The sequence below is a fragment of the Neisseria elongata subsp. elongata genome, assembly GCF_900113545.1.
Taxonomy (GTDB): domain Bacteria; phylum Pseudomonadota; class Gammaproteobacteria; order Burkholderiales; family Neisseriaceae; genus Neisseria; species Neisseria elongata.
In genome coordinates this window covers 30,981-50,497 of sequence record NZ_FOPS01000010.1, presented here as the reverse complement: position 1 = coordinate 50,497, position 19,517 = coordinate 30,981, and the positions used below count along the sequence as shown (strand labels likewise).

Sequence of the window (19,517 nt, the reverse complement as noted above, 5' to 3'; positions counted from 1 at the left end):
GCGGCCGGTGTTTTCAGACGGTCTTTTTACCTATATCCGTTCCGTTTCATCCGCCAGCATGTCGCGCAGGCCGCTGCGGCGGGTTTCGTTGCGGTTGCAGGCGGCGGCAAAGGCATGCCTGCCGCCGACAAAGGTAAATTTTTCGCGGGCGCGGGTGATGGCGGTGTAGAGCAGGGCGCGGTTGAGGCCTTCGGCATCGGCGGGCGGCAGCAGCCAAACGTCGCGGTATTCGGAGCCTTGGCTTTTGTGCACGGTCATGGCGAAGGCGGTTTCGTAGGCGGGCAGGCGGCTGAGGGGGATTTTTCGGTATGTGCCGCCGTCGGGGAAATAGGCCGCCAGCGCGCCGTCGCCGCCGTCGGTATCGCGCAGGATCAGGCCGATGTCGCCGTTGAAGAGGCCGAGCGGGTAGTCGTTGCGTTCTATCATGATGACTTGTCCGGCAAACCATTGTGCATCCGCCGGTATGCGCCCGTGCCGTTGCAGGTGGTTGCGGCAGGCGAGGTTGAAGCGGGCGGCATCGTCGCGCCTTGCCGCCAGTACGGCCAGATGGCTTTGGCAGTCGAAGGCGGCCGCGATGTCGGCATGGTCGGCGGCCTGCCAGTAGTCTGCCTGCTGACGGCAGAAGTCGGCGGCCAGTTGTTCGACGGATGCCGTGCGGACGGACAGTTGGTCGGGGAAACGGTCAAACTGCGCCCAAGCGGTTTCCTCGTCTCCGGCGCACACCGCGCGCGCCAGACAGCCCAGCCCGCTGTGTTCGCCGAAACGGTGGCTGACGGTCAGGCGGGCGGTGTTGGCCGAAAGCGCGGGCGGGTTGGAGGCCGTCTGAAAAGGGTTTTCGCGTTGCGGCAGCAGGGTTTTCAGACGGCCTGCCGTTTCGCTGTCCAAGATGGTGGTTTGTGCCAAAGAGGCCAATACCGCGCCCGCGCCGACGGAAGGGAGCTGGTTTTCGTCGCCCAACAGGATGACGCGGCAGCCGTCGGGCACGGCGCGCAGGAGGTTGAGCATCAGGGCGAGGTCGAGCATCGAGGCTTCGTCGATAATCAGGATGTCGAGCGGCAGCGGGTTGTCGGCATCAAATTGCGGCTGCATTTGCGGCGGGCGCAGTTTCAACAGGCGGTGGACGGTTTGGCCTTCGAGTGCCGAGAGGTGCCGCTTGAGGCCGTCTGAAAGGGAAAAGCCGGCCAGGGCTTTGTGCAGGGCGCGCGCCATGTGTGCCGCCGCTTTGCCCGTCGGCGCGGCCAGCGCGATGCGCGGCAGGCGTTCGCGGCCTTGGCAGAGCAGGGCGAGCAGTTTGGCGACGGTGGTGGTTTTGCCCGTGCCGGGGCCGCCGGAAATTAAGATGAAGTTTTGCAGCAGGGCCAGCGCGGCGGCGGCCTGCTGGCCTTCGCTGCCGGCTTGGGCAAACCATTCCGCCAGCAACTCGGCGGCGCGGGCGGTTTCGGGGATTTCGACCGGCGGGACGGCCAGGCGGCGGATTTCGCCGGCCAAGTCGCGTTCGAGCCGGTAGAAGCGGCCGAGGAACAGCCGCCGCCCGCGCAAAACCAGCGGGGCAAGGCCTTTCGAATCGGTCAGCGGGGCGGCCTGCGCCAGTGTTCCAGCTTCTTCGTCGGTCAGCCGGATAAAGCTGTGGCCGTCTTCCAGCGCGGCGAAAAGGCGGCGTAAAAACGGGGCGCACACCTCGGCGGCGGCAGGATAAAGGCGGCTGAGCAGTTCGACTGCGGCATCGGCGGCTGCGGTTTGGAATTCGTCGTCATTCATGGCGGCGGCAATTTAAAGAAAAGGACGGGCGGATTATAGCGGAAGCGGCTGCCGTTTTCAGACGGCCTGATGCGGCGGGAGGCCGTCTGAACAGCAGGTTGCGCGATTTAAAGGTGTTTTCAGACGGCCTTTCGGCTAAAATACGCCGCCCTAGAGCCATGAATCATCTTTCCCAATCCGATTTCCCCGTTATGAAAAACATCGTCATCCTGATTTCCGGACGCGGCAGCAATATGCAGGCCGTCGTCGAGGCCGCCGTTCCGAATGCGGACATCCGCGCCGTATTGAGCAACAACGAAAACGCCGCCGGACTGGCGTGGGCGGCATCGCGCGGCATCGCCACCGCCGCGCTGAACCACAAAAACTTCCCCGACCGCGAATCCTTCGACCGCGCCATGATGGAATTGATCGACCGCCATCACCCCGACTTGGTCGTGCTGGCCGGATTTATGCGCATCCTCACGCCCGCCTTCTGCGCCCATTACGAAGGCCGCCTGATCAACATCCATCCCTCGCTGCTGCCCGCCTTTACCGGCCTGCACACCCACGAACGCGCCTTGGCCGCCGGCTGCCGCGTGGCCGGCTGCACGGTGCATTTCGTTACGTCCGAACTCGATTGCGGGCCCGTGATTGCGCAGGGCGTGGTGCCGATTCTCGACGGCGATACGGCCGACGACATCGCCGCACGCGTCTTGAAAGTGGAGCACCAACTGCTGCCGCAGGCTGTGGCCGATTTTGCCGCAGGCCGTCTGAAAATCGACGGCAACCGTGTGCTCAACAGCCGTGCCGCCGATTCCGAAGCGCAATTCCTGGCTTGAAAAGACGATGAAAAACAATACATTGCCACCTCGCCGCCTATCCGTAGCCCCTATGTTGGACTGGACTGATCGGCACTATCGCCATATGGCGCGCCAAATCACCCGCCATACCTGGCTTTACACTGAAATGATTAACGCGGGCGCGGTGATTTACGGCGACCCCGACCGCTTCCTGCTGAAAAACGACGGCGAAAACCCCGTCGCGCTGCAACTGGGCGGCAGCGAGCCGCAGGATTTGGCCAAAGCCGCCGCCAAAGCCGCCGCTTACGGCTACGACGAAATCAACCTCAACTGCGGCTGCCCCAGCCCGCGCGTTCAGAAAGGCGCGTTCGGCGCGTGCTTGATGAAGGAGGCGGATTTGGTGGCCGACTGCCTGAACGCGATGCAGGAAGCCGCACCCGGCTGTGCCGTTACCGTCAAGCACCGCATCGGCCTCGACCGCGAAACCGATTATCAGCCGCTGGCCGATTTTGTCGGTACATTGGCGGAAAAAACCGATTGCACAACCTTCATCGTCCACGCCCGCAATGCCTGGCTGGAAGGCCTCTCGCCGAAGGAAAATCGCGACGTGCCGCCGTTGCGCTACGATTATGTCTACCGCCTGAAACGCGAGTTTCCCGCGTTGGAAATCATCATCAACGGCGGCATCAAAACCAATGACGAAATCGCCGCGCACCTGCAACATGTGGACGGCGTGATGGTCGGGCGCGAGTGTTATCACAATCCGATGCTGATGCGCGACTGGGACAGGCTTTTTTACGGCGACGACCGTGCGCCCGTCTCCTACGCCGAACTGGCAGGCCGTCTGAAAGATTATGCCGCCGCGCAACTGGCCGCCGGACGCGGCACGATTTTGCGGCACATGGCACGCCATTACCTCGGCCTGATGCACGGCCTGAACGGCGCGCGCCATTGGCGGCGCATGTTGTCGGATGCCGAACTGCTGAAACCGAACGACCCCGATTTGATTTTGCGCGCCTGGGAACAGGTGGAACGGGCGAATGATTTTTCAGACGGCCTCCCTGTGGATAAAGAGTAAACGAAAGGAAACAAAATGGACGCATTAGATTTGCTGACCACCCGCCGCTCGGTGCGCGAACTGGTCGAACCCACCCCCGACGAACTCGAGCTGGAAACCGTTTTTCAGGCGGCCACCCAAGTGCCCGACCACGGCAACCTGACACCGTGGCGTTTCGTCGTTATCACGGGCAGCGAGGCGAAACAGAAATTCCGCCGCGCGTTGGAAGAAACGGTGGAAGTGATGAAATTGGGTGAGGACGCGATGAGAAAAGCGGAAAAAGTTGCCAACTTCGCCCCCATGATTATCGCCGTGATTGCCGCGCCGAACACCGCCGCCGAAAAACCGAAGCCCGAATGGGAGCAGCTGATGAGTGCGGGCGCGGCAGCTTATGCCGTCCAGCTTGCCACCAACGCGCTGGGTTACGACAACGTGTGGATTACCGGCCTGTGGTGCGGCAGCCCCGTATTGCGCGAAGCCATGAACTGCGGCGAAAAAGACCGCATCATCGGCTTGATCATGGTCGGCACGGCGCAGCACGATTTCCCGAAAGAAGAAAAAAATACCGATTTGGAACGCTTCGTCAGCTATTGGTAAGATGAAAAGGCCGTCTGAAAACGGCATCCGTATTTTTCAGACGGCTTGGAAAGGAATCGATATGTCGCCGTTGGCTCGGAATTTGGCTTTAATCGCGCTGCCGCCGCAGGTGGCGGGATTTGTGCTGTTAGTTATTTTATTGGGCGGCGACTTCCCCGATTTTATTTTAGGCATCGGCACTTTGGCCGTTTTGGGGCTGCTGGTGGCTTCGGTACTCTACTGCCTGCCGATTACCGTACCTTACGCCGCACTGCTTTCCATCCTGAAGGTACGGCGCGGTTGGGCGGGGGCGGGTATTTCCGCCGTACTGCTCGGCGGGCTGGCGGTGTCGGTTGCCGCCTTGGTCGGATTTCTGTTTGCCGGCTATATCCCGTGGGATATGCTGTTGCCCGTTGCCGCCGCCTTTGCTTTTGCCGGCCTGCCGATGTCGCTGTTCCTGCCTGAAGGGAAGGCCGTCTGAAGCGGAATCCGTATTTTCAGACGGCCTGCCGATAGCTTTATTTAAAAAGGAAACCGAATGTCCGAACATAAAACATCCCATTTGGGCCTCATATTCATCAGGGCCGCCGTCATGGCCGGCGTATGGGCGGCGCACTTCGCCGGTTGGCTGATATTGGGCGCGGCCTACATGGGCGGCAGCTTCGAATGCTACGACCACCGCTACGAAAACATCGCGGGCACGGCGTTTTACCCCTTGATGCTGGTCAGTTTGATTGTATTCAGCGTCCTGTGCTGGCTGCCTGCCCGTCTGCTCGTCCGTGCCAAAACGCTGCTGCCCGCAGCCGTTGTATTATTGGCCTGGTTGGTGTTTTATATCCTGTTGCCGCACAACCACAATATCTGCATCGGCGGCTGAACCGCCGTACGACATCATTCAGGCCGTCTGAAAACCAACCTTGCGCGAAGCGGGATTTTTCAGACGGCCTCAACCGAAGGGACATACACATGAAACAATATCTCGGCCTGATGCGCCACGTCATGCAAAACGGCCACGACAAATCCGACCGCACCGGCACCGGCACGCGCTCCGTGTTCGGCTACCAGATGCGCTTCGATTTGGCGCAGGGTTTCCCGCTTTTGACCACCAAAAAACTCCACCTGCGCTCGATTATCCACGAGCTGCTGTGGTTCCTCAAAGGCGATACCAACATCAAATACCTGAAAGACAACAACGTTTCCATCTGGGACGAATGGGCGGACGAAAACGGCAACTTGGGCCCGGTTTACGGCTACCAGTGGCGCAGCTGGCCCGCGCCCGACGGCCGCCACATCGACCAAATTGCCAACGTGATGGAGCAAATCAAGAAAAACCCCGATTCCCGCCGCCTGATTGTATCGGCCTGGAATCCCGCGCTGGTGGACGAAATGGCCTTGCCGCCCTGCCACGCGCTGTTTCAGTTTTACGTTGCCGACGGCAAACTGTCCTGCCAGCTCTACCAGCGCAGCGCGGACATCTTCCTCGGCGTGCCGTTCAACATCGCCAGCTACGCGCTTCTGACCATGATGATTGCCCAAGTGTGCGGTTTGCAGCCGGGCGAATTCGTTCACACGCTGGGCGACGCGCATATTTACAGCAACCACTTCGAGCAAACCGAATTGCAGCTGGCCCGCGAACCGCGCGCGCTGCCGAAAATGAAGCTTAACCCCGCTGTAACCGACCTGTTCGACTTTAAATTCGAAGATTTCGAACTGGTGGATTACGACCCGCACCCGCACATCAAAGCCGCCGTGGCCGTCTGAAAAACACTCTGAATTATATTGGGTTAAGTTTAAATCAGGACGCGGCGGCGAAACCGCAGGCAGTACAAACAGTACGGCAAGGCGGGGCAGTATCGGGCTGGTTTAAAGTGAATCCGCCATACATGCCGCCGGTTCCGAAGGCGGTATTTTAGCGGCAGGTGTTTCGCGGCGAAGCCATGATGAGAGAGGCCGTCTGAAAACGGAAAACCGGTTTTCAGACGGCCTCTTGCCGTTCCAAATGCCCCACCTTAAAGCGTGGCCGCTTCGACATAGGGCACGCGGCCGTCGGGTTCGGGAGGCGTATCGAAGGCGACGACGAACAGCCTGCCGCCCGCCGCCAGATGCGGATATTCGTTCATGACGGGCAGCAGCGGGTCGTTTTCGTGCATGCTGCCGACCATGTAGTGCCAGCCGAGTTTGCGGCAGCGGATGTATTGCGCGCGCAGGAGGGCGCGGTAAACGTCGGCATCGTCTTTTTCGACGGCGGTCAAAGCCAGATAGCCGTAGCGTATCGTCCCGCCCTCGTCGGGCAGCAGCGGCAGGCGCAGCAGGCGGGCGGCGGCGTTGTACAACGGTTTGCCCAAACGCCACAGGCCGTTGTACCGTTCGACATGGATTTGGCGGAAACCGTGCTGGTCCCAGCCGGCCAGCGCGCCGACAATCCGGCCGTCCCGCCGCGCGATGCAGACGTCGCCGACGGACAGCCCGCGCAGCCGCCCGTTGTACCAGTCGGCCGGTTCATAATGCGGCGCAAATTGGCGGCGGGCGGCTTCGCGGTTGAGAAAATCGGTCAGTTCGCCTTCTTCTCCCGCACGGCCGAAGCGGAGTTCCACCCCCTCAGGTGCAATCGGGCGGCGCGGGCGGGCAAGGCGGATGAACGGCGTGTGCACCAGGCCTTGCGGGATGTAGTGCGGCATACCGCGGCGGTTGGCGGCGATGGTGGAAAGGGCGGCGGCGTTGTCGTGCAGGATCATGCTGGTGTGCAGCGGCAGCGGGTCGGCGGCAATGACGTTGCCCAGTTCGCAGTAGGCCCGGAAAAGGCAGCGGCCGGAACGGTAGCGGCGGTTGAGGCGCAGGTCGGCCAGATAGCCCAGCGTTTCCAGTCGGCCGTTGAAATAGGCGGCACGGCGGAAACGGCTGCCCAATACCGCGATTTCGCCCGTTTCGACATTGCAGCCTTTGTAAATTTCCGCCTGTTCGCCCTGAACCGACGAGGTGAGGAAGTAAGACGGTTCGCGGCGGAAGCTGACGCTGATGCCGCCTTCCATAACGTTTTCCCGCAACAGGCGGCGCAGGGCGTCGTCGTCGTCGGGCGTGGCGAGGGAGAAGATGAGGCGTGGCATAGGGGCCGTCTGAAAAAACATTGGACGGCGTGATTATATAGTGAAACGGCCGTCCCGATGGCGTGCGGCGTGGCGTGAGGAGGCCGTCTGAAAAAGCCGAAGCCGCCAAATTCCGCTATAATCCGCCGTTTTGATGACCCGTTTTACGCTATGTCCCCGCGTCCGCTGATATTGACCGTACTGCTTGCCGCCCTGCCTTTGTCCGCCGCCCCCGAAACGCCGGACGGAGGCGATTTGAACAGCATCCGCCACGCCATCGACGAGGCGCAGTCGGAATTGCAGCAAAAACAGCAGGCGCAGCGGCAGGCGCAGCAGACGCTGGCCAAAACCCGCGCCGCACTGGAAAAGGCGCAGCGCGAACTGGCCGGCATCACCCGCCGCCAGCAAGACACGCGGCAGAAGCTGCAAACGCTGCAAAACGAACTCGAAGGGCTGAAAACCGAAATCGCGGGACGCAAAGCGCAAGTTGCCCGCCTGTTGACCGGCCACTATAAAAACCGCCAAAACAACGCCGTCATCCTGTTTCTGAAAAACGCCGAACCGGGGCGGAAATCGCGTTACCTCGAATACGCCCGCCGCATCGGCAGTGCAAACCGCAACGTGGTCTCCGAACTGGTCGTCCAGCAGCAGGAACTGCACCGGCGCGAACAGGAAATCGATGCCGAACTGGCGAAGCTGGCCAAACTGAAAGCGGAAAAAGAAGCCGCGTTGAGCAGGCTGGGCAAACACAATTCTGCCGCACAGCGCGAAAACAGCCGTCTGAATGCCGAAATCGACAAGCAAAACCAAAACCTGAACAAACTGCGTGCCGACGAATCGAAATTAAACCAAATCCTTGCCGACATCGCCCGCCGCAATGCGGCCAAACGCAAACAGGAAGCCGCCGCCCGCACCAAAGCCGCCCGCGAGCGGCTGGCGGCGGAAAAGGCGAAAAAACGTCCGGCAAAACCTGACAACGCCGAAGACAAAGCCGCCTCCGCGCCGGCCAAGCCGCCCGTTTCCACCCTGACGGAAGAAGACCGCGCCTTACAGGGCGAATATGCCGCGCAGGCCAACAACACCTTCGGCCGCCTCCAAGGCCGCCTGCCGCATCCGGTCGGCGGCAGCATCACCGGCCGTTTCGGCAAACCGAAGCCGGACGGCGGCGTTTGGCACGGCCTGTTTTTCGCCACGGCCCCGTCGCCCGTCCGCAGCGTGGCCGACGGCACCGTGGCTTACGCAGGCGCGCTCAACGGTTACGGCAATACCGTCGTCATCGACTACGGTGGCGGCTACACCGGCGTTTATACCGGCCTGTCGTCCATCACCGTCGGCAGCGGCGGCAGCGTGAAAACGGGCGGGACAATCGGCACCAGCGGCAGCCTGCCGTCGGGCGAGCAAGGCCTGTATTTCGAAATCCGCTACCGGCTTGCGGCAATGAATCCCGCCGCCTGGCTGCGCTAGCGCGGGGAGGCGGAAGCATAGAGGCCGTCTGAAAGTCCGGCCGCCCGTTTTCAGACGGCCTTTGCGTTTTTCCGCCTATTGTATTTTTTGATAAAAGCAGTTGATGGACAACATCAAATCCAATACAGTTCGCATCTTTGCCGCAGGTCGGCATTCAGAAACAAACGAGAATATACAAACATGGCAAATTCCACTTTGAAAAAAGTCGCACTCTACACATTGGGCGCGTTCAGCGGCGCATTGCTGACCGTCGGCGTACAGGGTTTCGCCGCCTCCGAGGGCAAAAAACAGGACGCGCTGCCGGTACAGTCCATCCGTACGCTGGCAGAGGTTTACAGTCAGATTAAAGCCAACTACTACGAAGACAAAACCGACGACGTCCTGCTCGAAAGCGCCGCGAAAGGCATGGTGGCCGATCTCGACCCGCATTCCGAATACATGAACAAAAAAGACTATGCCGACCTGAAGGAAAGCACCAGCGGCGAATTCGGCGGTTTGGGGATGGAAATCGGCTCCGAAGACGGCTTTGTCAAAATCATTGCTCCGATTGAAGACACCCCGGCCGAACGTGCCGGCATCAAAAGCGGCGACTACATCGCGAAAATCGACGGTGTTTCGACACGCGGCATGAGCGTGAGCGAAGCGGTGAAAAAGATGCGCGGCAAACCCGGCACCAACATCGAACTGACCATTTCGCGCAAAGACTCTTCCAAACCGCTGACCTTCAAACTCACCCGCGCCATCATCAAAGTGCAGAGCGTGCGCTCCAAACTGATCGAACCGGGCTACGGCTACATCCGCATCAGCCAGTTCCAGGAACGCACCGTCGCCTCGTTGCGCGAAGCAGTGCAAAAGCTGACCAAAGAAAACAAAGCCCCGCTCCAAGGCTTGATTTTGGACTTGCGCGACGACCCCGGCGGCCTGCTTAACGGCGCGGTGGGCGTATCTGCCGCCTTCCTGCCCGAAGGTGCCAAAGTGGTCAGCACCAAAGGCCGCGACGGCAAAGACGGCATGAGCCTGTCCGCCCTGCCGAAAGATTACATTTTCTCCGGCCATGCCGACCCGCTCAAAGGCCTGCCGTCCGAAGTCAAAAACATCCCGCTTACCGTATTGATCAATTCCGGTTCTGCCTCCGCTTCGGAAATTGTCGCCGGTGCCCTGCAGGATCACAAACGCGCCGTCATCGTCGGCACGCAGAGTTTCGGCAAAGGCTCGGTGCAGACCGTTCTGCCGCTATCCAACGGCAGCGCCATCAAGCTGACCACTTCGCTCTACTACACGCCGAACGACCGCTCTATTCAGGCGCAAGGCATCGTGCCGGACGTGGAAGTCAAGGATAAAAACCGAACATACGAAAGCCGCGAGGCCGATTTGGCCGGGCACATCGGCAATCCGTTGGGCGGGGAAGAAGTAAACGGCGTGGTGCACGATGATGCCGTTGAAGAAAAAGCCGCATCCCAAGCCGACAAAGAGGCTGCCAAAGGCAAAAACAAGGGCAAGGACAAAGAGAAAGAGGCGGAAGAAGAACTCTCTTCGCGCTACAATCCCGATCCTGCGAAAGATGCCCAACTGAAAGCCGCACTGGATTTGGTGAAAGACCCGGCCAAATGGCGTGAATCGCTCGGTTTGGCTGCCAAAAAACCGGCAAAAAAAGATAAAAAAGAAACAACTAAAGAAGACAAATAAACCCGTCGGATATAGTTTGTAGCGAAAAGGCCGTCTGAAAGATGTTTTTCAGACGGCCTTTTTACGTCCCGACCCGCGGTCAAAGCAAGCAGGCGGAAATATCCATGCAAAGACTGCCGACGGAGGGAGAAATGCACCCGAACGATATGGCGGTTTCCCCTGTCGGGAAGGCGGCGCGTGCAACAGTCAATAAAACGGTTTGGGGCGGGGCGGGCAAATCCGCCATCCGTTCGGCTTCCATTCCAAAGTGTCAGCCATTCGGAAAAAAGACGGCTGCGATATTTGCCGCCGCTATTGGCGCGGAAGTTGGGATGTATGACGGGGGTTACCACACAAAATAAAACATGGTTTTCGCCAGTATCACAATCAGCGTCATGTGCAACAGCACGGCGGTATGGATATAGCGCGACCAGGCTTTGGTCAGCGTGTGCCGCCGCATTTTCGTAACGGCCACGATAAAATGCAGCAGGATGCTTGCCGCAATAATCACTTTCAGCGTCAGTTGCAGGTTGAAGGAAGAAGCGAAGGGCGCGGCCAAGTTCGGCAGATAACGCAGGTAAGCCATGGTCAGGCCGGACAAAAATACGGCCGCCACCACCCAAGGCATCACCTTTACGGCGCGTCGGGACAAAGCACGTTCGACTTCGCGGCGCGATTCGCGCGAAACGGCCGAGGTGTGCATCACGCTCAAAACCAAGGCCTCGAAAAAAACACCGCCGACAAAAATTACGGCGAAAAACAAATGGGCAAGATGTGCCCAGGCATAATCCGGCATAGCTAACGAACCTTTGGAGAATTTAACTTAAATAGACGGCAATACGCACGACAGACGTGTATCCTTACAACGCCATTTTAGCAAATGGTGTTTCTCATTCCCATAAAAACAAGGAGTTTCACAATGAAATCTTTATTCTTGAAAACCGCCGTATTAGCCGCTTTAGCCGTTTCCCTGACTGCTTGTAACGGCATGACCCGCACCCAGCGCAATACTGCCGCCGGTGCAGCCATCGGCGGTGTTGCCGGGAATCTGATCGGCGGTACAACCGGCGCGACTTTGGGCGGTGCTGCCCTGGGTGGCGTAATCGGCAGCCAAATCGACCGCTAAACACTATCTGTAGACAAACAGGCCGTCTGAAAAGTTCAGACGGCCTGTTTCATTATTCATTTGCAAAACTGGGTAATCAAAGTATCCCATGTTCTGCCGCAAGGGCAAACGCACTGTCCAGCGCGGTTTGCATATCCTGCGGCAGCGTGGCGCGGATGCGGGCGGTATAGGCATCGCGGCAGAATACCAAATCCATGCTCGGGCGTTTGTGTTCGATGCCGTATTGCAGGTTTAGCAGAACGGCGGCCGTATAGGCATGAGGGTGACCGTGCGGTTCGAACATGGCGTAATCCAACAGCTCGGTCAGGCCGAAATTCATTTGTGCGGGAAGCAGACGGGCGTTTTGCCGTCCGAATACCGTTTTTAATGCTGCAAAATTCTGCCCTCGCACTTTTTCGTCCAACGATAATGCGGCCAATGCGGGCAAAGCTGAACGGCCATGCTCGGACAGCCAGGTAAACAATGGTGGCGGATCATTCGGATGCGGATGCTTCATAACGGGCGGTCTGCTTTGCGGTACGGCAGGCGTTTGCTTAACGGGTGTGGGTATGGCCGACGCTGACGCCGCCTTTGATTTCGCCGTATAACTCATTGCCGCCGTTGGAATGATGGGTGGCGCAGGCGGCCAATATGGCGGCAGCGGCAATCGCGAGAACAATCTTTTTCATATGAATCCCTTTGGATGGCTTGGTTTTCAGACGGCCTTTTGGCATTTCGGCCCGTCAGCCGCCGCATTATATAGAAAACCGCCGTTACGGCGGATTTTTCAGACGGCCTGATGCGGTTTGGGCTACAATACGCGGTTTTCCCCACCTGTCAGCATCATGAAAGAACACAAAGCCAGAAAACGCTTCGGGCAGAATTTTTTGCAGGACACGCGCATCATTGCCGATATTGTCAATGCCGTGCGCTCGCAGGCCGAAGATGTCGTGATTGAAATCGGCCCGGGTTTGGCGGCGATAACCGAACCTTTGGCGAAAAAGCTGAACCGCCTGCACGTTATCGAAATCGACCGCGACATTGTAGGCCGTCTGAAAACGCTGCCGTTTGCCGACAAACTGGTGATTCACGAAGGCGATGTGTTGCAGTTTGATTTCAACAGCATCGCGGGCAAAAAGAAAATCGTCGGCAACCTGCCTTACAATATTTCCACGCCGCTTTTGTTCAAGCTGGCGGAAGTGGCGGACGATGTCGTCGATATGCACTTTATGCTGCAAAAAGAAGTGGTCGAGCGCATGGTTGCCGTGCCGAAAAGCAACGACTATGGCCGCTTGGGCGTGATGCTGCAATATTTTTTCGATATGGAGCTGCTGATTGACGTGCCGCCCGAATCGTTCGACCCTGCGCCGAAAGTGGATTCGGCGGTGGTGCGCATGATTCCGGTGAAACACCGCATCGGCAAGGCGGACGATTTCGAGCATTTCTCCAAACTGGTGAAACTCGCCTTCCACCAACGCCGCAAAACCATACGCAACAATCTGAAAGAACTGGCCGGCGACGAGGATTTACAGGCAGTCGGCATCAATCCGCAAGACCGTGCCGAACACATCGCGCCGGAGAAATATGTGGAACTGAGCAATTATTTGGTCCGTAAGGCCGTCTGAAAGAAATAAACATGATTAAATTCAAAAACGTCAATAAATTCTTTAAAGACCTGCACGTGGTCAATAATGTCAATTTGGAAATCGGGCAGGGCGAAGTGGTGGTGATTTGCGGGCCTTCGGGCAGCGGCAAATCGACTTTGATCCGTACGGTAAACCAACTCGAAAGCATCCAAAGCGGCGAAATTTGGGTGGACGGCATCAATGTGGCTGACCCGCAAACCGACTTGAACAAGGTGCGCACCGAAGTCGGTTTCGTGTTTCAGCATTTCAACCTTTATCCGCATTTGAGCGTGTTGGAAAACATCATCCTGTCGCCCGTGGTGGTGAAAAAGCAGCGGCGGGAGGATGTGATTCCCAAGGCGTTGCACCTGTTGGAACGCGTCGGTTTGTCCCATAAGAAAGATGCCCTGCCGGGGGAGTTGTCCGGCGGGCAGCAGCAGCGTGTGGCGATTGCGCGCGGGCTGGCGATGGAGCCGCGCGTGATGTTGTTTGACGAGCCGACTTCCGCACTCGACCCGGAAATGGTCGGCGAAGTGTTGAAGGTGATGAAGGATTTGGCGCAAAGCGGGATGACCATGATGTGCGTAACCCACGAAATGGGCTTTGCCCGCGAGGTGGCGGATCGGGTGATTTTTGTCGATCACGGCCAAATTGTCGAAGACGCGCCGCCGGAAGAGTTTTTTACCCGCCCGAAAAGCGAGCGGGCGAAGCAGTTCCTCGCGCAAGTGATGCACTAATCGGGTGGCGGTCAGGCCGTCTGAAAACGTTTCGGTTTTGTCGGAATGTTTTCAGACGGCCTTTTTGCGGATGACGGGTTATTGCCGTTCCAGCCAGTCGTCCCGCGTTTGTTTCGCTTCGGCGAAATAGCGGTAGAGGCCGTCTGAATTTCCGTTGCGGAGCAGGCCTGCGATTTTTTCCAGCTGGCGTTGTTGGCCTTCGAGCAGTTTCAGCAGGCTGCCGCGGTTGGCAAAGCAGATGTCCGTCCAGATGGCGGGGTGGCTGGAGGCGATGCGGGTGAAGTCGCGGAAGCCGGTAGCGGCGAAATCGAGATAGGTTGCGCCGTCGGCATGGTCGAGGATTTGGTGGACGTAGGCAAAGGCCAGTATGTGCGGCAGGTGGGAAACGGCGGCGAAGACGGAATCGTGTTCTTGCGCGCTCATGCGGAAGATTTGTGCGCCGACCGCTTGCCATAATCTGCCGACGAGTGCTTCCGCTTCGGGATTTTGCGTTTCGTGCGGGCAGAGAATCAGTTTTTTGTCTTGATAGAGGCCGAATTGCGCCGCCAGCGCGCCGCTGCGGTCGGAACCGGCAATCGGGTGGGCGGCCACGCATTGCGGCAGGTGTTGCGGCAGGTGTTCGGCGAAGGCGGCCAGTGCGGATTGTTTGGTGCTGCCGACATCGCTGACGACGGTGTCGGGCTGTAAAAACGGCGCGATGGTGCGGCAGATGTTGCCGAGTGTGGAGACCGGCGTGGCAATCAGCACCAAATCGGCCGCCGCGATGTGTTCGGCTTGGATGCCGACGGCTGCGCTGTCGATGACTTTCCGTTCCAGTGCGCGCTCAAGGTTGCTTTCGTTTACATCGATGCCTGTTACGTGGCGCACCAAGCCCAGCCGTTTCAGGTCGAGGACGAACGAGCCGCCGATCAGGCCGACGCCGATCAGGGTGATTTGGTTGAGGATGGGCGGGTTCATAAGGGTTGATGTAAAAGTGTGGAAGGAGGCCGTCTGAAAATACGGCAGGCGTGTTTTTCAGACGGCCTGAATCTTAACCGAGCGCAGTCTGCCGCTGCAAGCGTGGAGCCGTTTAATCGAAGCGTTTGCAGCGGATGTCGCGGTCTTCGCAGAACATGGCCGAGGTTTCGGCATTGCAGGCGCGGCGGACTTTGCCGCGTGCCAGGCCTTCGTTGTTGTCGGCGGCTTCGAAGGTTTTTCGGAAGGGGGTAACGCTGCATACGTAAACCGAACGGTTCGGGCGGTATGCCGTGTTGCCGTTGCGCTCCAATACGGCGATGCGGTATTCCAAATCGGCGATGCGCCCTTCGTCGGATGCGGCCGCGGATGTGGCGGCAGCGGCGGTTAGGCAGAGGGTGAGGATGAGTTTTTTCATGGTTTTGTCCTGAGGCGGTTGATATGTTTGACTTTCGTTGCGTCGTCATTATGCCTTGGTATCAAGGGCTTGATACCCCAAGGTGCGGGACGGCAGGAAAATCGGTTTTGTATGCGTGCCTGCGGTTTGCTGCTTTGTATAGTGAATTAAATTTAAACCAGTACAGCGTTGGCTCGCCTTGCCGTACTATTTGTACTGTCTGCGGCTCGCCGCCTTGTCCTGATTTAAATTTAATCCACTATATCGTGAATGAGGTTGGGCGGCCGGGCAGGGCGTTTTCAGACGGCATTGTAGCGCGAAATGAAAAACGGCAATCTGTACATGTAAATCAAACTGTTAAGGCCGTCTGAAAACCTGTTTTCCGGTTTTCAGACGGCCTTATGCTTTTAATGCAAGCGTTTAGTTTTTATCCAGATCGACCAGTTTGTTTTTGGCAATCCAAGGCATCATGGAACGCAGTTGCGCGCCGACTTTTTCGATTTGGTGGTCGGCATTCAAGCGGCGGCGTGCGGTCATGCTGGCGTAGTTGGTTGCGCCTTCTTGAATGAACATTTTGGCGTATTCGCCGCTTTGGATACGGTACAGGGCTTTTTTCATCGCTTCTTTGGTAGCAGGCGTGATGACTTCGGGGCCGGTAACGTATTCGCCGTATTCCGCGTTGTTGGAAATGGAGTAGTTCATGTTGGCAATGCCGCCTTCGTACATCAAGTCCACGATCAATTTCAGCTCGTGCAGGCATTCGAAGTAAGCCATTTCAGGTGCGTAACCGGCTTCAACCAAGGTTTCAAAGCCGCATTTCACCAGCTCGACCGCGCCGCCGCACAATACGGCTTGTTCGCCGAAGAGGTCGGTTTCGGTTTCTTCGCGGAAGTTGGTTTCAATCACGCCGCCTTTGGTGCCGCCATTGGCTGCTGCGTAAGACAGGGCGATGTCGCGGGCTTTGCCGCTTTTATCTTGGTAAACGGCGATCAGTGAAGGTACGCCGCCGCCTTTCAGGAATTCGCTGCGTACGGTGTGGCCCGGGCCTTTGGGGGCAACCATAATCACGTCCAAGTCGGCACGCGGCACGATTTGGTTGTAGTGGACGTTGAAGCCGTGTGCAAAAGCGAGTGCCGCGCCTTGTTTCAGGTTGGGCTCGATTTCGTTTTTGTACACGACGGGTTGGTTTTCGTCGGGCAGCAGAATCATTACTACGTCTGCTTTTTTGGTGGCATCGGCTACGGACAATACTTCAAAACCGGCTGCTTCTGCTTTTTTCCAAGAACCGCCTTGGCGCAGGCCGACGACTACGTTTACGCCTGAATCTTTCAGGTTGGCCGCGTGGGCGTGGCCTTGTGAGCCGTAGCCGATGATGGCGACGGTTTTGCCTTTGATCAGGGACAGGTCGGCGTCTTTATCGTAATAAACTTGCATTGTTTTTTCCTTAATTTGATTAAAAGTAAATCGGTTGGAGGGAGAATCAGTTGCCGTTGTCGGACACGTCTTTCATCAGGACGATGTCTACGGCTTCGGTTTTGCCGTCGATGGCTTTCAGGAAGTTTTGGAAATGGACGCTGGCGTTGTGGCTGTCCACTGCGGCCTGGTCTTTCCAGTTTTCAAAGAAAACGAAGCGGTTCGGGTTTTGCAGGTCTTGGTGTAAATCGTAGCGCAGGTTGCCGCCTTCCTTGCGGCTTTCGCCTACCAGTGCGGTGAATACGTCCAGCAGTTCGGCTCTGTGTTCGGCTTTAACGGCAACGATTGCGGTAATTTTGATGTTGCTCATGCTGTTTTCCTTTCGGTTTGGCTTTTCAGACGGCCTTTGAAGTGTTGAAGGCCGTCTGAAAGCCCAAAAACTCAAATTTTCAAAATCCTCTCGCCGCGCCCGATGCCTGCCGCGCCGGTGCGCACCGTTTCCAAAATCAGCGGCTTGCCCACGGTTTCCAAGAAAGAATCGAGCTTGTTGGTCGTGCCGGTTACTTCGACGGTATAGCTCTTGTCGGTAACGTCGACCACATGGCCGCGGTAAATATCGGCCAGGCGCAGGATTTCGTCGCGGTCCTTGCCCACGGCGCGCACCTTCACCAGCATCAGTTCGCGTTCGACAAAGCGGCTTTCGTTCAAATCGACCACCTTGACAACTTCAATCAACTTGTTGAGTTGTTTGGTGATTTGTTCGATGACCACATCGTCGCCGTGGGTAACGATGGTCATGCGCGAGAGCGTTTTGTCTTCGGTGGCCGATACCGACAGCGAATCGATATTGTAGCCGCGCGCCGAAAACAGGCCGACCACGCGGCTCATCGCGCCCGATTCGTTTTCCATCAAAACGGATAGGATATGTCTCATGGCACGCTCCTTGTATCGTAATCGCGGTCGTTCACATCATTGACGTCGCTGTCGGCCTTGGTTTCGCGCATGTGCAGCGGCAGCACCATCTCGTCCAAACCCTTGCCGTTGCCGACCATCGGGAAAACATTTTGTTTTTTGTCCGTGATGAAGTCCAAGAACACACAGCGGTCTTTCATGGCCAAGGCTTCGCGCAGTGCGCCTTCCACGTCGGACGGCTTCTCGATACGCATGCCGACATGGCCGTAGGCTTCGGCCAGTTTCACAAAATCGGGCAGCGAGTCAAAATAGGTTTCCGATTCGCGTTCGCCGTAATAAAGCTCCTGCCACTGGCGCACCATGCCCAGATAACCGTTGTTCAGACAGATGATTTTTACCGGCAGGCGGTATTGGAAGCAGGTACTCAATTCCTGGATATTCATCTGAATCGAGCCTTCGCCGGTAATGCAGCACACATCTTTGGACGGGTCGGCCAAATACGCGCCCATCGCATAGGGCAGGCCCACTCCCATCGTGCCCTGACCGCCCGAATTGAGCCACTGGCGCGGCCGTCTGAACGGATAAAATTGGGCGGCAAACATCTGATGCTGGCCGACGTCGGACGTGATAATCGCATCATTGTCCGTTAATTCGGCCAAAGTTTTGACCACCATCTGCGGCAGGATGACATTACCGTCCGTTTCCGGCAGGCGCAGACAATCGCGCGCGCGCCAGCTTTCCAGGCTATGCCACCATTTTTCCAAATGCTGGCTGTTTACCTGAAGATTTTGGCTTTTCCAAATCGCCGCCATCTCGCGTAAAACATTCTTCACGTCGCCTACGATGGGCACATCGGCGCGGACACGTTTCGAAATACTGGACGGGTCGATGTCGATATGAATGATTTTTTTCGGCTTTTCCAAAAACTTGGCGGGAACGGAAACCACACGGTCGTCAAAACGCGCCCCGACTGCCAAAACTACATCGGCATTGTGCATGGCCAGATTGGCCTCGTAAGTGCCGTGCATGCCCAGCATGCCCAAATACTGTCTGTCATCGGACGGATATGCGCCCAAGCCCATCAGCGTCGCGGTACAGGGCAGGCCGGCGAGTTTGACAAACTCCGTCAGCTCGTCGGTAGCATTACCCAAAACCACGCCGCCGCCGAAATACACCAAAGGCCGTTTCGCTGCCGCCAGCATTTGTACGGCCTTCTTAATTTGACCGATGTGTCCGTTGAGAACCGGCTGGTAGGAGCGGATAAAAATGTCTTCCTGAGGATAGCTGAACTTGGCCATAGACTGGGTAACGTCTTTTGCGATGTCGATAACCACCGGGCCGGGACGGCCGCTGCGGGCAATTTGGAAGGCTTTTTTTACCGTAGTGGTCAAATCATCGATATTCTTGACCAGGAAATTATGCTTCACACACGGCCGCGATACGCCGACCATATCGATTTCCTGAAACGCATCCGTACCGATGGCGGGCGAACCGACCTGGCCGGAAATCACCACCAGCGGAATCGAATCGGAATAGGCCGTGGCGATACCGGTGAGCGCGTTGGTTGCGCCGGGACCCGAAGTTACCAAGGCTACGCCGACCTTGCCGCTGACACGGGCATAGGCATCGGCCGCATGTATCGCAGCTTGCTCGTGTCTTACCAGGATGTGTTTGAATTTGTTGAGTTGGAAAAGCGCGTCGTAGATTTCGAGTACCGCGCCGCCGGGATAGCCGAAAACGTATTCGACGTTTTCCGCCTTCAGACTTTGCACAAGAATTTGTGCACCGGATAGTTGCATGATTGCCTCTTTAATTCTGCCTGTAAGGCGATAATAAACCCGTGCTTCGCGATGCAACGGTAATGCCGGTTTTCCGGACGGCGGTTTATGGTACGCGAACGGATGAGCCGGCGACAGCTTGCGGGTTTCAGAATCGCGCTTAGAGCGCAAAGTGTTTAAAAAAGTAAAGAGCGCATAAGATAACGCAAACTTG

24 protein-coding genes and 1 pseudogene are annotated in these 19,517 nt (G+C 57.6%); 12 read left to right on the top strand and 13 right to left on the bottom strand.

From position 1 onward, the window contains the following. Positions 1-30: 30 nt before the first annotated feature. Both recD and BM261_RS12695 read right to left on the bottom strand, forming a co-directional pair. Positions 31-1,758, bottom strand: a complete 1,728-nt coding sequence (recD, locus tag BM261_RS09535) for an exodeoxyribonuclease V subunit alpha (protein ID WP_074897720.1) — start codon at positions 1,756-1,758, stop codon at positions 31-33. Further along, a complete protein-coding gene (locus tag BM261_RS12695; protein WP_162817042.1) occupies positions 1,751-1,918 on the bottom strand; it encodes a hypothetical protein in 168 nt (55 codons plus the stop codon). Before BM261_RS12695 ends, recD begins: the two co-directional genes overlap by 8 nt. 31 nt (positions 1,919-1,949) lie before the next feature. Between BM261_RS12695 and purN the strand changes: the two genes are divergently transcribed. The 6 genes from purN (at position 1,950) to BM261_RS09505 (ending at position 5,931) form a co-directional block, all read left to right on the top strand. Continuing rightward, on the top strand, positions 1,950-2,576 hold the full coding sequence (gene purN / locus BM261_RS09530) for a phosphoribosylglycinamide formyltransferase (RefSeq protein WP_074897796.1): 627 nt from the start codon (positions 1,950-1,952) through the stop codon (positions 2,574-2,576). A gap of 7 nt (positions 2,577-2,583) precedes the next feature. Continuing rightward, entirely contained in the window at positions 2,584-3,615 is a 1,032-nt protein-coding gene (gene dusA, locus BM261_RS09525; protein ID WP_074897718.1) for a tRNA dihydrouridine(20/20a) synthase DusA, read from the top strand. A 15-nt stretch (positions 3,616-3,630) separates the two neighbouring features. After that, on the top strand, positions 3,631-4,191 hold the full coding sequence (locus BM261_RS09520) for a nitroreductase family protein (RefSeq protein WP_074897715.1): 561 nt from the start codon (positions 3,631-3,633) through the stop codon (positions 4,189-4,191). Between the two features lie 61 nt (positions 4,192-4,252). Then, a complete protein-coding gene (locus tag BM261_RS09515; protein ID WP_143095771.1) occupies positions 4,253-4,651 on the top strand; it encodes a hypothetical protein in 399 nt (132 codons plus the stop codon). Between the two features lie 57 nt (positions 4,652-4,708). Continuing rightward, positions 4,709-5,047 (top strand): hypothetical protein, encoded by a 339-nt coding sequence (locus tag BM261_RS09510; RefSeq protein WP_074897709.1) that lies wholly within the window; start codon positions 4,709-4,711, stop codon positions 5,045-5,047. Between the two features lie 89 nt (positions 5,048-5,136). Then, a complete protein-coding gene (locus BM261_RS09505; protein WP_074897706.1) occupies positions 5,137-5,931 on the top strand; it encodes a thymidylate synthase in 795 nt (264 codons plus the stop codon). 248 nt (positions 5,932-6,179) lie between these two features. On the opposite strand, the gene BM261_RS09500 is transcribed toward BM261_RS09505, so the two are convergent. Next, a complete protein-coding gene (locus BM261_RS09500; RefSeq protein ID WP_074897704.1) occupies positions 6,180-7,274 on the bottom strand; it encodes a hypothetical protein in 1,095 nt (364 codons plus the stop codon). 150 nt (positions 7,275-7,424) lie between these two features. Between BM261_RS09500 and BM261_RS09495 the strand changes: the two genes are divergently transcribed. The 3 genes from BM261_RS09495 (at position 7,425) to BM261_RS09485 (ending at position 10,744) form a co-directional block, all read left to right on the top strand. Beyond that, positions 7,425-8,717 carry a murein hydrolase activator EnvC family protein gene (locus BM261_RS09495; protein WP_074897702.1) on the top strand — a complete coding sequence of 431 codons (1,293 nt, stop codon included), beginning with the start codon at positions 7,425-7,427 and terminating at the stop codon, positions 8,715-8,717. Between the two features lie 180 nt (positions 8,718-8,897). Beyond that, positions 8,898-10,403, top strand: a complete 1,506-nt coding sequence (locus BM261_RS09490) for a S41 family peptidase (RefSeq protein ID WP_074897699.1) — start codon at positions 8,898-8,900, stop codon at positions 10,401-10,403. Positions 10,404-10,534: 131 nt separating this feature from the next. Then, positions 10,535-10,744, top strand: a complete 210-nt coding sequence (locus BM261_RS09485; RefSeq protein WP_143095770.1) for a hypothetical protein — start codon at positions 10,535-10,537, stop codon at positions 10,742-10,744. Here the strand turns inward: BM261_RS09485 and BM261_RS09480 are convergent. Further along, positions 10,729-11,178, bottom strand: coding sequence for a CopD family copper resistance protein (locus tag BM261_RS09480; RefSeq protein ID WP_074897694.1), 450 nt, complete (start codon positions 11,176-11,178; stop codon positions 10,729-10,731). The genes BM261_RS09485 and BM261_RS09480 overlap by 16 nt on opposite strands. Positions 11,179-11,301: 123 nt before the next feature. Between BM261_RS09480 and BM261_RS09475 the strand changes: the two genes are divergently transcribed. Beyond that, a complete protein-coding gene (locus BM261_RS09475) occupies positions 11,302-11,508 on the top strand; it encodes a glycine zipper 2TM domain-containing protein (protein ID WP_040665813.1) in 207 nt (68 codons plus the stop codon). 76 nt (positions 11,509-11,584) lie between these two features. Here the strand turns inward: BM261_RS09475 and BM261_RS09470 are convergent, their stop codons facing one another. Both BM261_RS09470 and BM261_RS12935 read right to left on the bottom strand, forming a co-directional pair. Further along, complete coding sequence (locus tag BM261_RS09470) at positions 11,585-12,004, bottom strand: hypothetical protein (protein ID WP_074897692.1); 420 nt, start codon at positions 12,002-12,004, stop codon at positions 11,585-11,587. 37 nt (positions 12,005-12,041) lie between these two features. Then, a complete protein-coding gene (locus BM261_RS12935) occupies positions 12,042-12,176 on the bottom strand; it encodes a lipoprotein (protein WP_240317863.1) in 135 nt (44 codons plus the stop codon). Positions 12,177-12,332: 156 nt separating this feature from the next. Here BM261_RS12935 and rsmA point away from each other — a divergent pair, with 156 nt between their 5' ends. Together rsmA and BM261_RS09460 are read left to right on the top strand one after the other, a co-directional pair. After that, positions 12,333-13,112 (top strand): 16S rRNA (adenine(1518)-N(6)/adenine(1519)-N(6))-dimethyltransferase RsmA, encoded by a 780-nt coding sequence (rsmA, locus tag BM261_RS09465; RefSeq protein ID WP_074897690.1) that lies wholly within the window; start codon positions 12,333-12,335, stop codon positions 13,110-13,112. An 11-nt stretch (positions 13,113-13,123) separates the two neighbouring features. After that, positions 13,124-13,849: an amino acid ABC transporter ATP-binding protein gene (locus tag BM261_RS09460; protein ID WP_003771993.1), complete on the top strand. Its 726-nt coding sequence runs from the start codon at positions 13,124-13,126 to the stop codon at positions 13,847-13,849. A gap of 78 nt (positions 13,850-13,927) precedes the next feature. Here the strand turns inward: BM261_RS09460 and BM261_RS09455 are convergent, their stop codons facing one another. The 7 genes and pseudogenes from BM261_RS09455 to ilvB form a co-directional block, all read right to left on the bottom strand. Beyond that, entirely contained in the window at positions 13,928-14,806 is an 879-nt protein-coding gene (locus BM261_RS09455) for a prephenate dehydrogenase (RefSeq protein WP_074897687.1), read from the bottom strand. 112 nt (positions 14,807-14,918) lie between these two features. Continuing rightward, complete coding sequence (locus BM261_RS09450; RefSeq protein ID WP_074897686.1) at positions 14,919-15,221, bottom strand: hypothetical protein; 303 nt, start codon at positions 15,219-15,221, stop codon at positions 14,919-14,921. Positions 15,222-15,357: 136 nt separating this feature from the next. Then, positions 15,358-15,470, bottom strand: a pseudogene (locus BM261_RS12520) (IS5/IS1182 family transposase); the annotation flags it as partial. 150 nt (positions 15,471-15,620) lie between these two features. Continuing rightward, a complete protein-coding gene (ilvC, locus tag BM261_RS09440; protein WP_003772002.1) occupies positions 15,621-16,634 on the bottom strand; it encodes a ketol-acid reductoisomerase in 1,014 nt (337 codons plus the stop codon). A 46-nt stretch (positions 16,635-16,680) separates the two neighbouring features. Then, positions 16,681-16,983 (bottom strand): putative quinol monooxygenase, encoded by a 303-nt coding sequence (locus BM261_RS09435; RefSeq protein ID WP_070453752.1) that lies wholly within the window; start codon positions 16,981-16,983, stop codon positions 16,681-16,683. Between the two features lie 71 nt (positions 16,984-17,054). Then, positions 17,055-17,546, bottom strand: a complete 492-nt coding sequence (gene ilvN / locus BM261_RS09430) for an acetolactate synthase small subunit (protein WP_074897673.1) — start codon at positions 17,544-17,546, stop codon at positions 17,055-17,057. Then, a complete protein-coding gene (gene ilvB, locus BM261_RS09425) occupies positions 17,543-19,324 on the bottom strand; it encodes a biosynthetic-type acetolactate synthase large subunit (RefSeq protein ID WP_074897671.1) in 1,782 nt (593 codons plus the stop codon). Before ilvB ends, ilvN begins: the two co-directional genes overlap by 4 nt. Between the last annotated feature and the right edge of the window lie 193 nt (positions 19,325-19,517).